The 12,992-nt window shown below is 62.1% G+C and carries 17 protein-coding genes and 2 pseudogenes; 13 read left to right on the forward strand and 6 right to left on the reverse strand.

Annotated features, from left to right (window positions below):
- The coding region (locus VZ95_RS09010; protein ID WP_045775557.1) for an indolepyruvate ferredoxin oxidoreductase family protein at positions 1-2,926 on the forward strand (2,926 nt) is incomplete at its 5' end.
- Positions 2,927-2,973: 47 nt separating this feature from the next.
- Here the strand turns inward: VZ95_RS09010 and VZ95_RS09015 are convergent.
- Complete coding sequence (locus VZ95_RS09015; RefSeq protein ID WP_045775558.1) at positions 2,974-3,342, reverse strand: hypothetical protein; 369 nt, start codon at positions 3,340-3,342, stop codon at positions 2,974-2,976.
- Positions 3,343-3,603: 261 nt separating this feature from the next.
- On the opposite strand from VZ95_RS09015, the gene VZ95_RS09020 reads away from it, so the two are divergent.
- The 12 genes and pseudogenes from VZ95_RS09020 to VZ95_RS09060 all read left to right on the forward strand — a co-directional run bounded on the left by VZ95_RS09020 (position 3,604) and on the right by VZ95_RS09060 (position 10,450).
- Positions 3,604-4,512, forward strand: coding sequence for an ABC transporter substrate-binding protein (locus VZ95_RS09020; RefSeq protein ID WP_232302566.1), 909 nt, complete (start codon positions 3,604-3,606; stop codon positions 4,510-4,512).
- An 8-nt stretch (positions 4,513-4,520) separates the two neighbouring features.
- A complete protein-coding gene (locus tag VZ95_RS26885; RefSeq protein WP_232302567.1) occupies positions 4,521-4,859 on the forward strand; it encodes a type 1 periplasmic-binding domain-containing protein in 339 nt (112 codons plus the stop codon).
- Positions 4,860-4,868: 9 nt separating this feature from the next.
- The gene (locus VZ95_RS09025) at positions 4,869-5,738 is read left to right on the forward strand and encodes a branched-chain amino acid ABC transporter permease (protein WP_045775559.1); all 870 of its coding nucleotides are present in this window, start codon (positions 4,869-4,871) and stop codon (positions 5,736-5,738) included.
- Complete coding sequence (locus VZ95_RS09030; RefSeq protein ID WP_084627680.1) at positions 5,738-6,763, forward strand: branched-chain amino acid ABC transporter permease; 1,026 nt, start codon at positions 5,738-5,740, stop codon at positions 6,761-6,763. The genes VZ95_RS09025 and VZ95_RS09030 overlap by 1 nt, the downstream gene beginning before the upstream one ends.
- Positions 6,760-7,195 (forward strand): annotated as a pseudogene (locus VZ95_RS29240) (ATP-binding cassette domain-containing protein); the annotation flags it as partial. The gene VZ95_RS09030 and the pseudogene VZ95_RS29240, both read left to right, overlap by 4 nt.
- Positions 7,196-7,363: 168 nt before the next feature.
- Positions 7,364-7,501: an ABC transporter ATP-binding protein C-terminal domain-containing protein gene (locus VZ95_RS26895; protein ID WP_232302568.1), complete on the forward strand. Its 138-nt coding sequence runs from the start codon at positions 7,364-7,366 to the stop codon at positions 7,499-7,501.
- Entirely contained in the window at positions 7,498-7,959 is a 462-nt protein-coding gene (locus VZ95_RS28745; protein ID WP_332308050.1) for an ATP-binding cassette domain-containing protein, read from the forward strand. The genes VZ95_RS26895 and VZ95_RS28745 overlap by 4 nt, the downstream gene beginning before the upstream one ends.
- The gene (locus VZ95_RS28750) at positions 7,860-8,216 is read left to right on the forward strand and encodes an ABC transporter ATP-binding protein (RefSeq protein ID WP_332308049.1); all 357 of its coding nucleotides are present in this window, start codon (positions 7,860-7,862) and stop codon (positions 8,214-8,216) included. Before VZ95_RS28745 ends, VZ95_RS28750 begins: the two co-directional genes overlap by 100 nt.
- Positions 8,217-8,294: 78 nt before the next feature.
- Positions 8,295-8,504 (forward strand): ParD-like family protein, encoded by a 210-nt coding sequence (locus VZ95_RS09045; protein WP_045775560.1) that lies wholly within the window; start codon positions 8,295-8,297, stop codon positions 8,502-8,504.
- A complete protein-coding gene (gene map, locus VZ95_RS09050) occupies positions 8,504-9,265 on the forward strand; it encodes a type I methionyl aminopeptidase (RefSeq protein WP_045775561.1) in 762 nt (253 codons plus the stop codon). Before VZ95_RS09045 ends, map begins: the two co-directional genes overlap by 1 nt.
- A 106-nt stretch (positions 9,266-9,371) precedes the next feature.
- Positions 9,372-9,767: a group III truncated hemoglobin gene (locus tag VZ95_RS09055; RefSeq protein ID WP_045775562.1), complete on the forward strand. Its 396-nt coding sequence runs from the start codon at positions 9,372-9,374 to the stop codon at positions 9,765-9,767.
- Positions 9,764-10,450 (forward strand): alternative oxidase, encoded by a 687-nt coding sequence (locus VZ95_RS09060; protein WP_045775563.1) that lies wholly within the window; start codon positions 9,764-9,766, stop codon positions 10,448-10,450. The genes VZ95_RS09055 and VZ95_RS09060 overlap by 4 nt, the downstream gene beginning before the upstream one ends.
- Positions 10,451-10,501: 51 nt before the next feature.
- Here VZ95_RS09060 and VZ95_RS09065 read toward each other — a convergent pair whose 3' ends face one another.
- From VZ95_RS09065 to VZ95_RS09080, 5 genes and pseudogenes are all read right to left on the reverse strand, one after another.
- Positions 10,502-10,738 carry a DUF2442 domain-containing protein gene (locus VZ95_RS09065; RefSeq protein ID WP_045775564.1) on the reverse strand — a complete coding sequence of 79 codons (237 nt, stop codon included), beginning with the start codon at positions 10,736-10,738 and terminating at the stop codon, positions 10,502-10,504.
- Positions 10,719-10,955, reverse strand: coding sequence for a DUF4160 domain-containing protein (locus tag VZ95_RS22920; protein WP_084627681.1), 237 nt, complete (start codon positions 10,953-10,955; stop codon positions 10,719-10,721). Before VZ95_RS22920 ends, VZ95_RS09065 begins: the two co-directional genes overlap by 20 nt.
- 161 nt (positions 10,956-11,116) lie before the next feature.
- The gene (ilvC, locus tag VZ95_RS09070) at positions 11,117-12,136 is read right to left on the reverse strand and encodes a ketol-acid reductoisomerase (protein WP_045775565.1); all 1,020 of its coding nucleotides are present in this window, start codon (positions 12,134-12,136) and stop codon (positions 11,117-11,119) included.
- A gap of 51 nt (positions 12,137-12,187) precedes the next feature.
- A complete protein-coding gene (gene ilvN, locus VZ95_RS09075; RefSeq protein WP_045775566.1) occupies positions 12,188-12,700 on the reverse strand; it encodes an acetolactate synthase small subunit in 513 nt (170 codons plus the stop codon).
- A 55-nt stretch (positions 12,701-12,755) separates the two neighbouring features.
- A pseudogene (locus VZ95_RS09080) lies at positions 12,756-12,992 on the reverse strand (acetolactate synthase 3 large subunit); the annotation flags it as partial.

The following is a 12,992-nucleotide window of genomic DNA, read 5'->3' on the forward strand; positions in this document are numbered from 1 at the left end:
CTGGGCGATGAGCCGCTATTCCGGCCTGTGGATCGGTATGAAGACGATTGCCGAATCGGTCGATAGCTCCGCCTCGGTCTATGTCGATCCGCTGCGCGCCCTGCCGATTATCCCCACCGATTTCGAGTTGCCGCCCGATGGCGTCCATATCCGCTGGCCGGATAAGCCGATGGCGCAGGAAATGCGGCTGCATAAATATAAGCTCTATGCGGCGCTGGCCTTTGCGCGCGCCAATAAGCTCGATCAAATTATGATCGATAGCCCCAAGCCCCGCTTTGGCATCGTCACGACGGGCAAATCTTACCTCGACGTGCGCCAGGCGCTCGAAGACCTCGGCATCGACGAGGCCCAGGCCGCCGAAATCGGGCTACGTGTCTATAAGGTTGGCATGAGCTGGCCGCTGGAGCGCGAAGGCGCGCGGCATTTCGCCGAAGGCTTGGAGGAAATCCTCGTCGTCGAAGAAAAGCGCGCCGTCATCGAAAACCAATTGAAGGAACAGCTTTATAATTGGCGGGAAGACGTGCGCCCGCGCGTGATCGGCAAGTTCGATGAGGAGAAGAATTGGATTCTCCCCTCGCCGGACGAACTCACCCCCGCCCGCATCGCCCGCGTCATCGCTAAACGCATTGGCCGTTTCTACCAGAGCGACCGGATTACCCAGCGCCTCGCCTTTCTGGAGACCAAGGAAAAGCAGCTTGGGGGCCTTAAAACCGAAATTGCGCGCGTGCCCACCTTCTGCTCGGGCTGCCCGCATAATACCTCGACCAAAGTGCCGGACGGCAGCCGCGCGGTTGGCGGGATCGGCTGTCATTATATGGTCACCTGGATGGACCGGAAGACCGATACCTTCACCCAAATGGGCGGCGAAGGCGTGCCCTGGGTTGGGCAAGCGCCCTTCACCAAAACGCCGCATATTTTCGCCAATCTGGGCGACGGCACCTATCAGCATTCGGGCGCGCTCGCCATTCGCGCCGCTGTCGCCGCCAAGGTGAACATCACCTATAAGATCCTGTTCAACGACGCCGTCGCCATGACCGGCGGTCAGCCCCACGATGTGCCGCTGACCGTGCCGCAACTGACGCAGCAACTCACGGCGGAAGGCGTGCGCAAAGTCGTCGTCGTCACCGACGAGCCCGATAAATACCCGTCCGACGCCGGTTTCGCGCCGGGGGTGCCCGTGCATCATCGCGACGAGCTGGATCAGGTTCAGCGCGACATTCGCGAGATCGAAGGCGTCACTGCCATCGTCTACGATCAAACCTGCGCTACCGAAAAGCGTCGCCGCCGCAAGCGCGGCACGATGGCGGACCCCGCCAAACGCACGATCATCAATGATCTGGTGTGCGAAGGCTGCGGCGACTGCGGCGAGCAATCCAACTGCGTCTCGATCCTGCCGCTCGAAACCGAGTTTGGCCGAAAGCGCACTATCGATCAGTCGACCTGCAATAAGGATTTCTCCTGCGTCAAAGGCTTCTGCCCCAGCTTCGTCACAGTGAAGGGCGGCCAGTTGCGCAAACCCAAGGCGGCGAAGGAAGAAGCTTGGGCGGAACTCCCCGCCCCCACCGTCGCCCCGCTCGCCCCCGTGTATTCGATCTTGGTGACGGGCGTCGGCGGGACCGGGGTTGTCACCATCGGCGCGCTGCTCGGCATGGCGGCGCATTTGGATGGTAAGGGCGTGGCCGTGCTCGATATGACCGGCCTCGCGCAAAAGGGCGGCGCGGTTTATTCGCATATTCGCGTTGCTGAAAAGCCGAACGATATTCACGCCGTGCGCATTCCGGCGGGCGAGGCCGATCTGGTGATCGGGGCCGATTCGCTTACCACCGGCACCTTCGACAGTCTCGCCAAAGTCCGCGCTGGGGAAACCCGCGTGGTGCTGAACAGCCATGAAAGCATGACGTCGGACTTCACCCGCAAGCCCGATTTGCGCTTCCCTACCGGCTCCTTGATGCAGGCCGTCGAGGAAGCGGCGGGCACGGGCGAGAATCTACAGGTGCTCGATGCGACGCGCATCGCCACCGCCCTTATGGGCGATTCGATTGCCACCAACGCCTTCATGCTCGGCTATGCCGCGCAAAAGGGCTGGTTGCCGGTCAGTCTCGCCGCCCTGGAACGCGCCATCGAGTTGAACGGCGTCGCCATCGGCTTCAATAAGAAGGCGCTGCTCTGGGGCCGCCGGGCCGCTATCGATCTCGCTGCCGTGGAAGCTGCCGCCAAACCGGCAATGCAAGTCTCAGGCTCGCAAAAACTCTCGGAGAGCTTGGCTGAGATGGTCGCCCGCCGGGTCGAGTTCCTCACCCAGTATCAAGACGCCGCCTATGCCGATCGGTATAAGTCGCTGGTCGCCCGCGCCGAAAGCGTGGAACAGCATCTGGTGCCCTATTCCGATAAGCTGGCCCGCGCCGTCGCCCGCTACGCCTTCAAACTGATGGCGATTAAGGACGAATATGAAGTGGCGCGGCTTTATACCGATGGCACGTTCTTAAAGCAGGTCGCGGCCCAGTTCGAAGGCGATTATCGCCTCGAATTCAACCTCGCCCCGCCGATGGTCGCCGAGAAAGACGCGACGACTGGGCATCTGCAAAAGAAGGCCTATGGCCCGTGGATGCTGAAAGCCTTCCGCGTCCTCGCCAAGCTCAAGGGCCTGCGCGGCACCGCGCTCGACCCCTTCGCCCGCACCGACGAGCGTAAAATGGAACGCCGCCTGCGCGACGAGTATCTCGCCCGCGTGGAAGATATTCTGCGCTCGCTGACCCCGGCGAAGCTGGATACCGCGATAGCGCTGCTGAGCGTGCCGGAGCAGATTCGCGGTTTCGGCCATGTGAAGGAACGGCACGTCGCCCAAGCGGAAGCCCTCACCGCCAAACTGCTCGCCGACTATCACAATCCTGCCCCCGGAACGCCGGTGGCGGCCGCAGCGGAATAAGGAAACGCGGAGGCGGCGGCCCCGCCGCTTCCGCGTTCTTGCCCCGCTCAACTGGCTAGGGTGAAGCTGCCCGAGCCGGAAGCATTGCTAAAATTATTAAAGGAAACGCCCTGGGTTACGGTGCCCAAGGCTTGCCCAGTCGTCGGGTTGGTGAAGGTCACCGTGACCTGCGAATCTTCCCCCGGCACGTTTTTGAACGTCAGCGCGAATTTCGCCGCCCCAAGCTGCGCCGCCGGGACGAAAAAATTGCCCTCGAACATGCTGCTGCTGAAATCGGGGTCCGAGCCGCCTGACAGGGTGCCGCTGAAGCTGACTTGGCTGCCAGAGGCGTCGTCGAACGAGAGTTGAGCGGTTACATTGGTTCCCCCGCGCAGCGCGACGGTTCCGTTAACATCAATCGAAACAGTTTCGGACATAGGGACCTCCTGAGAAGGATGGCGGCGGGATGCGTTAACTTTGCGCGCACTTGTTGCCGTCTGCACAACTTATTATCTTTCATACTAAAATATGTCAACTGCGCAGGCCTTCTAACCAATCGCGCGCTTCGGGCGGATAAGCCCCCAAGAGCATCGCCCTATTTCCGCCCAGACGGTCGCAGGATGCTGCACCCTCTTGGCAAGCCGAGACCAATCCGCCAGGATCGTTCGGCTTTTGAGTTCAAAAAATGGGGGGAACGCATGTCGTCAGCACAGCAAGGGATGAACGGGCTTACCCGGCGTCAGGTTTTGGTGGGCACCGCTGGCCTTGTTGGCGCGGCCAGCGTCATCGGTGCGCCCGCCATCGCGCAAAGCACGGGCGGGCCGCTGAAGGTCGGCGTGCTGCTGCCCCGCTCTGGCATTCTGGCGCAGGCAGGGCAATCCTGCGCGCGGGCCGAAGCGATTAGCGCAACCGTGCTGAAAGCCCTCGGGTATTCGGTGGAAATCATCCCCGGCGATACCGAATCGAACACCGATACCGCCCGCGCCCGCGCCGAAAAGCTGATTAACGACGGCGCCCATGTGTTGATCGGCGCGTTCGACAGCGGCCAGACCGGCGCTGCCGCCCAAGTGTGCGAACAGCGCGGCATTCCGCTGATCGCCAATATCGCAGCGGCGCCGCAGTTGACCGAGCAGGGCTATAAGACCTTCTTCCGCAATTTCCCGACCTCGCTCGATCTCGTGAAAAACGCCTTTCCGTTGATGAAGGATATTTTCGCCACCACCGGCAAAACCCCGTCGAAAGCGCTGTTCCTGCACGCCAACGATACTTTCGGCATGGCCAATAAGGGCGCATTCGACAAGCTGTTCCCCGATGCGGGGATGCCGTTCACGATGCTGGAGTCCATCGCCTACGATCCGAAAGCGCAAGACCTGTCGGTCGAGGTTGCCAAGGCGAAAGCCAGCGGCGCGGAACTCCTGATCGTCACCACCCGCGCCGCCGACGCAATCCTGATCGTGCGCGAAATGGTCAAGCAGCGCTTCGAGCCGATGGGCCTGATGAGCCCCGGCTCGCCCGGCCTCTACGACGAGCAATTCTATAAGGTGCTCGGCAAATATTCCGATTACGCCACGACGATTCTGCCTGGTACAATCCGCGCTACGAGCTGAGCCGCCAAGTGCAGGCCGAGTTCGTCAAGCTCTTCCCGAAAGATAAGTTCGAGGGCCACGCTTTTAACATCGGCTGTACGCTCGATGCGCTGCTGGTCGCCGCCGACGCCCATAAGCGCGCGGGCACCACCGCCGCTCCGGCCCTGCTGGAGGCGCTGCGCACGACCAAGCTTGAGACGCATATGATGATCGGCCCGGCGATCACTTTCGACGCCAAAGGCCAGAACATTAAATTCTCCAGCGCTGTCGTGCAGAATCTTGACCAGCGCCCCACGGTGGTGCTTCCCAATGTGTCGGCGGAAAAAGCGCCGGTCTTCCCCATGCCCGGCTGGCAGAACCGAGGATAAGAAACCCCCGTGTCTTTTTCACTTTATGCCGGAACGCTGAGTTCCGGCATCCTGACCGGGCTGGTCTATGGCCTTGCCGCTATGGGCCTCTCGGTGATTTTCGGGGTCGTTCGGCTCGTCAATTTTGCCCACGGCGAAATGATGGTGCTCGGCATGTTCGCCGCAGTTCTGCTGGCGACCGCCTGGGGGATCGATCCGCTGTTGAGCGCGCTTCCCGTGGCAGCCCTGCTGTTCGCGGCGGGCTATGTTTTGCAGCGCGGGTTGCTGAACCGTTTCATCGACCGGCCCGATCACCAGCAGTTCATTCTGCTGCTCGGCGTTGCCATGATTCTGGTCAATAGCCTCATGATGGTCTTCGGGCCGGACGCGCGCAGCACCAACGTGGCCTATGGTTTCGATGCGTTTTTTATCGGCGAGATCACGCTGGATAAAACCCGTGTTTATGCCGCGACTGGCGCGCTGGCGGTCGCGGCGGCGCTCTATAGTTTTTTCCGCTTCAGCCGCACCGGCATTGCGATTCGCGCCTGCGCCGATAATCAGTTGGGCGCGGCAGTGGTCGGGCTCGACGTGAAGGGGCTGTATGCGATTACCTTCGGCATCGGCGCGGGCGTCGTCGGGATCGCCGGGTGCCTGATGAGCCTCGTCATCGACGTGCGCCCGCAGTTGGCCCCTGAATATACGCTGCTGAGCTTCATTATCGTCATCGTTGGCGGGCTGGGCAGCATGGGCGGGGCCTTGCTCGGCGGCGTGTTGATCGGGGTGTCCGAAGCCCTCGCGGGCATTCTCATCGATCCGTCGCGCAAGCAGATGGTCTCTTATGCGCTGCTAATTCTGGTGCTGCTCGTGCGCCCGCAGGGCCTCCTTGGAAAGCGCGCCTGATGCGAGCCACTGATCTTTTCGACGGCGTGACGCCACGCGGTAAAATGCTGTTCACCGCCGGGCTCGCGGCCCTGCTGCTGGCCCCCGAAGTGGCCGATAGCTACCTGATTTCTATTCTCACGCTGATTTTCTGGTTCGCCTATGTCGGGCAAGCCTGGAACGTGATGATGGGGTTTGCCGGGCAACTTTCGCTCGGCCACGCCCTCTATGTCGGCCTCGGCGGTTACGGCGCGGCGGCGCTCTATCTGCATTTAGGATTAGGCCCGTGGGTGGGAATGCTGGTGGTGGTGCCCGTCTGTGCGCTTGTCGGCATGGCGATTGGCTGGCTCGGCTTCCGCTTCGGTGTGCGCGGCGTGCATTTCGCCCTGCTGACGATTGCCTGCGCCGAATTCACCCGCGTCGCCTTCGATCATATCACCTCCTTGGGCGGCTCCGGCGGCCTGTTCCTCCCGGTGGTCGGCGGGCGCGGCGATGATCTGCTGATGCTGCGCGGCTCGCCGCAGCTTTATTATTACGTGATGCTGGTGCTGGCGCTGCTGGCGCTGGCGCTCTGCCGGATCGTGACCCGCACGCGCCTTGGCTATTTCTGGTTAGCGTTACGCGAGAATCCGGACGCGGCGGCGGCCTTGGGCATTCCACTGCTGCGGGTGAAGCTGCTCGCGGTGGGCCTGTCGGCAGGCATGACCGCCGTCGGCGGCGTGTTCTACGCTTTCTATTACAACAACCTCTTCCCCGATCAGGTGTTTGCGATGGGCCGCTCCATCGAAATTCTGCTCGGGCCGATCGTCGGCGGCATCGGTACTGTCTTCGGGCCAATCCTGGGCGCGATGATCCTCACCCCCATCGGCGAGGGCGCGAGCCTGCTGCTCGAAGCCCTCGGCATCACTCTGCCCGGCACTAAGCAGGTGATTTACGGGCTAATGCTGGTGCTCATTATCTGCTTCCGCCCGGCTGGGATTTGGCCGTGGATCGCGGTAAAAGCCGGGCTCGTGATTCCCCCTGGCGAGCGGGGAGACGCGGAATGAGCCTCTCCCTCACCGTCACCGGCCTCACCAAACATTTTCGCGGCCTGCGCGCGCTGGAAGACGTGAGCTTCACTGTGCCGGGCGGCAAGATCGTGGCGCTGATCGGCCCCAATGGCGCGGGGAAAACCACCTGCTTCAATCTGATTGCCGGGGTGTTTCCGCCCGATGCGGGCCGGGTGCATCTGGCCGAGCGCGACGTGACCGGGTTGCGCCCGGACCAGATGTGCGCGGCGGGAATCGGGCGCACCTTCCAGATCGTCAAACCTTTCGCCGGGCTGTCGGTACTGGAAAAATGTGCTCGTCGGCGCGCTGCACCGGGAGAGCCGCGTTCCCGCCGCCCGCGACAAGGCAGCGGCGGTGCTGGCCCTGCTGGGCCTCGACGCGCAAGCCCATCGCCTCGCGGGCTCGCTCACCCTGCCCGACCGCAAGCGCCTAGAAGTGGCCAAAGCCCTCGCCACGCAGCCACAAATTCTGCTGCTCGACGAGGTCATGGCGGGGCTGCGCCCAACCGAGACCGACGCGATGGTCGCCACCCTGACCGACCTCAACCGACGCACCGGCATTACCATTCTATTGATCGAACACGTCATGCGCGCCGTGATGGCGCTGGCCGAACAGGTGATCGTACTGGAACAAGGCCGCAAGCTGGCGGAAGGCACGCCGGAGCAGGTGACGCAAGACCCGCGCGTTATCGAAACCTACCTCGGCCACGATCTTCCCGAGGGAGAGCCCGCATGAGCGACGCCGGGTCCTTGCGGGTCGAAAATCTTGCGGTCGCCTATGGCGATGCGCTGGCACTCGATGGCGTCAGCCTCGCCGTGCAGGCGGGGGACGTTACCACGATCATCGGCACCAATGGCGCGGGCAAAACCACGCTGATCCGCGCGATTGCCGGGTTGCTGCCGATCCGCAGCGGCCACATCTTCTACGATGGGCAGGAGATCACCGGGCGGCCCAGCCACCGGATTTGCGATCTGGGCTTGGGCCAAGTCGCCGAAGGTCGCCAGGTCTTCCCCAGCCTCTCGGTGCGCGAAAACCTGCTAATGGGGCCGTCATTCCCCGCGCGCGCGGCCGGGCCGACGAAACCTATGCCGCCATGTTGGACCTCTTCCCCCGCTTGCGCGAGCGGTTGCATCAGGCCGCCGGAACCCTCTCGGGCGGCGAACAGCAGATGCTGGCCATCGCCCGCTGCCTGATGGGCCAGCCGCGCTTGATTATGTTCGACGAACCCTCGCTCGGCCTGTCGCCAGCGATGGCGAGCGAGGTTTTCCGCATCATCCGCCGCCTGAAGGACGAGGGAATGACGATTATCCTCGTGGAACAGAATGTCGCGGCCTCCCTGGCGCTCGCCGATCAAGCCTATGTGCTGGAAACCGGGCGGATCACCCTCAGCGGCACCGGGCAGACGCTGCTGCGCGATCCGCGCGTGCGGGAAGCCTATTTGGGGCTTTGAGTTCGCTAGAACAGCAGTTGCCTGATGACCCGCTCTTGCTCTATATGATTCATATACGAACCATATAGCGAGGACCTCATGGGCATCGTGAAAATCGACGACGATCTGCACGAGGAAGTGCGTAAGGCCAGCGCCTTCCTGTGCCGCTCGATCAACGCGCAGGCCGAATATTGGCTGAAGATCGGCATGCTGGCGGAAACCCACCCCACCCTCACCTTCAACGAGATCGTGGCGCTGCAACTAAGAGCCGCCGAAGTGGATTTCGACGCGCTGCTGGTGCGCGCCTGATGGTCAAGCGCCCGGACGAAGTGGAAATCATGGCGGAGGCAGGCCGCTTGCTGGCCTCGGTTTTCATCCTGCTCGACCGCACCCCGATGGCGGGGCTCTCGACGCTCGCCATCGATACGCTGGTCGAAACCTATATCGTCGAAACCCTACACGCCCGGCCCGCCAGCAAGGGCCAATACGGCTACCGCTATGCCCTCAACGCTTCGCGCAATGCGGTAGTCTGCCACGGCATGCCCTCGGAGACCGATATTCTGGCCGAGGGCGATATCGTCAACTTCGATATCACGCTGGAGAAGGGCGGCTATATCGCCGATTCCAGCAAGACCTATCTGATCGGCAGCGTCGCCCCCGCCGCAAAACGGCTGGTGCAAGTAACCTACGAGGCGCTGTGGCAGGGTATTCGCGCCGTTCGCCCCGGCGCGCGGTTGGGCGATATCGGCCACGCCATTCAACGCCACGCTAAGCGGAACGGCTATACCATCGTGCGCGATTATTGCGGCCACGGCATCGGACGGCAGATGCACGAGGAACCGCAGGTGCTACATTTCGGCAAGCCGGGCACAGGGCTGAGCTTACGCGAGGGAATGGTTTTCACTATCGAGCCGATGCTGAACCAGGGCAGCGCCCGCGTGGAAACCCTCGCCGACGGCTGGACCGTTGTCACGGCGGACGGCAAGCTTTCCGCCCAGTTCGAACATACGGTGGCTGTTACTCGGAGCGGCGTGCGCGTGCTCACCCTGCGCCCTGATGAGGCCGTCTAACCTCGCCTCCCTGCGACAGTTTGACCACCCCTTTAAATATGTATTTTATTTGCCGCTTTTAAAAACGGATATATAGATAGGCCATAGACTGATTTTCGAGGGCAGCATGCTCCCCACTCCCGACCTTACCGACGCCCAACTTGCCGAACTCGTCGACCGCTTCTATGCCGCCGTGCGCGCCGATCCGCTGATCGGGGGCGTTTTCGACGCGGCAATCGCCGATTGGCCCGATCACCTCGGCAAGCTCGCCGCCTTCTGGTCGTCGGTGATGCTGGGAACCCGGCGCTACCACGGCAGCCCTATGCTCGCCCACCTGCGCCACGCCGACCGGCTGACCCCTGCCATGTTCGCGCGCTGGCTTGCCTTATGGGGCGAGACAACGCAGTCTCTCTTTCCACCGCCCGTTGCAGCGCAGCTTCAGGACAAAGCCGCCCGCATTGCCGACAGTCTGCAACTGGGGCTTCGTTTCCACGCTGATAAGTCGAGAAAGGCCGTATCATGACCGCTCAGTCGCTTGACCTTACCGCCCACCATAAGGCGCGCGGCGTATCCGACCGCTTTGCCCTTGGCGTTACCAAAATTCTGCGCTGGGGCGCGGATACCTTCTTCGCCAAACGTTACGGGCATCGGGCCATCGTGCTCGAAACCGTCGCCGCGGTGCCCGGCATGGTCGGGGCGACCTTGCAGCACCTCAAATGCCTGCGCCGCATGGAAAATGACCGGGGCTGGATTCGCACCCTAATGGACGAAGCCGAAAACGAGCGCATGCACCTGATGACATTCGTCGAAATCGCCAAGCCGACGCTGTTCGAGCGCACGATGATTCTGGCGGCTCAATGGGTGTTCTACTTAGGCTTTTTCGCGCTCTACCTCATTAGCTCCCGCACCGCGCACCGGCTGGTCGGCTATTTCGAGGAAGAGGCCGTGATTAGCTACACGCACTACCTGAAGGAAATCGACGAAGGCCGCACCCCGAACGTCCCCGCCCCCGCCATCGCCCTGAAATACTGGGGCCTGCCGGAAGGGTCGACCCTGCGCGACGTGGTGCTGACGGTCCGCGCCGACGAGGCCCATCACCGCGACGTGAATCACGGCATGGCAGGCGATCTCGGCGGTGTGCCGTTCGACCCGGCAAGCCTAGCCGCCCCGCCGCACCACGAACCGCTATCGGGGGTGGTGCGGTAAAGGAAAGACGCTAAGGCGCTGACGCGCGGCGGGGGACTTCCACGGCGCGCGTTAGCGCAACAGACTGACGACGGAAATATCCTCGTCCAAATCGGGCCAATGGATGCCTTGGCCTTGGCCGATGAAGCGCCAGATACGGCGCTGTTCTGGGGTTGCGTCCAGCAGACGCGGAAACCAGACGAGCGGAACGGCCACCTCGCGCCCGTCCGCGAGCGTGACGCGCAGAAAATCATCGTCGCATTCTACGGCCACAGCATTGGCATCGCGTTTAAGCGTTAAAATGCTCATTCCACGCCTCCATAAACATAAGCCTATGCTCGATTACCATGAGCCGCAAGCGACGCAGTTCATGCGCCCGGAAACCGATAGTGTCGGCACAATCGACGGGAGTTAGCCAAAATTTGGCCGTTCCATCATCCCGTTCAATGTGAATATGGGCGGGCTCATTGCCTTCCAAACTATAAAAGAAAAATCGATAACCATCGACACGAAGAACAGTCGGCATCACTTCTCCCAAGGTCGGAAAAAGGGAAGGTTCGGAAACGCGTTTCCGAGCGGGGCCGGGGCGGCGGCCCCGCGTATCGTAGCTCACAGCGCCCTAATAACAAAAACCCCCGGCGCTCGCACGCCGGGGGTTCTGCACTCCAGCCCTAAGGCCGAAAAGTCTTAGTTCTTCGCCTTATCGACCAAACGATTGGCCTTCAGCCACGGCATCATCGCGCGGAGCTTTTCGCCGACTTCTTCGATCGGGTGGGCGGCGTTGTTGCGGCGTTGGGCTTTGAAGCTCGGGGCACCGGCGGCGTTTTCCAGCATCCAGTCGCGGGCGAAGCGGCCCGACTGGATGTCATCCAGAATGCGCTTCATTTCCGCTTTGGTTTCCGACGTCACAATGCGCGGGCCGCGCGTATAGTCGCCGTATTCCGCCGTGTTGGAAATCGAGTAGCGCATATTGGCCATGCCGCCTTCGTAGATCAGATCCACGATCAGCTTCACTTCGTGCAAGCACTCGAAGTAGGCCATTTCCGGCGCGTACCCGGCTTCCACCAGGGTTTCGAACCCGGCTTGGATGAGGGCGGTCAGGCCGCCGCAGAGCACGGCTTGCTCACCGAACAGATCGGTTTCGCATTCTTCCTTGAAGCTGGTTTCGATGATGCCGGCGCGCCCGCCGCCATTGGCCGACCCGTAGGACAGCGCCACATCGAGCGCATTGCCCGAGGCGTTCTGATAGACGGCCACCAGGGTCGGAACCCCGCCGCCCTTCAGGTATTCGGAGCGCACCGTGTGGCCGGGGCCTTTCGGGGCGATCATGAACACGTCGAGGTCCGGGCGCGGCTCTATCAGGCCGAAATGCACCGAGAAGCCGTGGGCGACGGCAAGGGCCGCGCCCTGCTTCATATTATCGCGCAGGAAAGTAGTGTAGAGCGCGCCGTGATGTTCGTCCGGCGCCAGCACCATCACCACATCGGCTTCGCGGGCGGCTTCATCGGGCGGCAGAACGCGGAAACCGGCGGCTTCGGCTTTCGCCGCCGTGGCCGAGCCCGGACGCAGCGCAATGATGACGTCCTTAACGCCGCTGTCCTTCAGGTTCAGCGCGTGGGCATGGCCTTGGCTACCATAGCCGACGATGGCGACCTTCTTCGATTTGATGAGATTCACATCGGCGTCGCGGTCATAGTATACGCGCATCTGGGACATTTCCTTGCGTGAGAGGCGATAAGAAAAAGGGAGAGCGAGGGGCTAGAAGCCCGCCGCGCCCCGTGAAATAGCAACAATGCCGGTCCGGCTGACTTCGACCAGCCCCAGCGGAATCATCAGCGCTACGAAGGCATTCACCTTCTCCTGGCTGCCGGTGATTTCGAACACGAAGCTTTCGGTGGTCGAATCGATGGCGCGGGCGCGGAAGATATCGGCGATGCGTAAGGATTCGACGCGGCGTTCGCCGGAGCCCGCCACCTTCACCAGCGCCAGTTCGCGCTCCACATGGGGGCCTTCGGAGGTGAGATCATGGACCTTATGGACCGGCACGAGGCGGCCCAATTGGGCTTTGATCTGCTCGATGACCTGTTCGGTGCCCGAAGTGACGACGGTGATGCGCGAGAGTTGTTCCGCCTGCTCCACTTCGGCCACGGTGAGGCTTTCGATATTATAGCCCCGGCCCGAAAAAAGCCCGACGACGCGCGCCAGAATCCCCGGCTCATTATCCACCAGCACGGCGATGGTGTGACGATTAATCGGCTGCGGTTGTTTCATGATACCCTGCGGTCTAAGCGGAAAACGACGGTTTAAGAAGCGTGGGGATGGGTCGTTAAACGAGAACCATCCCTTCTTCGGTCGTAACCGGATCGGCCTTATCTTCCGGCCCCAGCAGCATTTCGTTATGCGCCGCGCCCGAGGGGATCATCGGGAAGCAGTTTTCCTTTTGATCGACGCAAATATCGGCAATTACCGGGCCGGGATGGTCCAGGGTCGCCTTAATCACATCGTCAAGTTCACTCATATCGAGCGCCCGGAAGCCGCGCGCGCCGAACGCTTCGGCCAGTTT

This window comes from Elstera litoralis, from assembly GCF_000963705.1.
Taxonomy (GTDB): Bacteria; Pseudomonadota; Alphaproteobacteria; order Elsterales; family Elsteraceae; genus Elstera; species Elstera litoralis.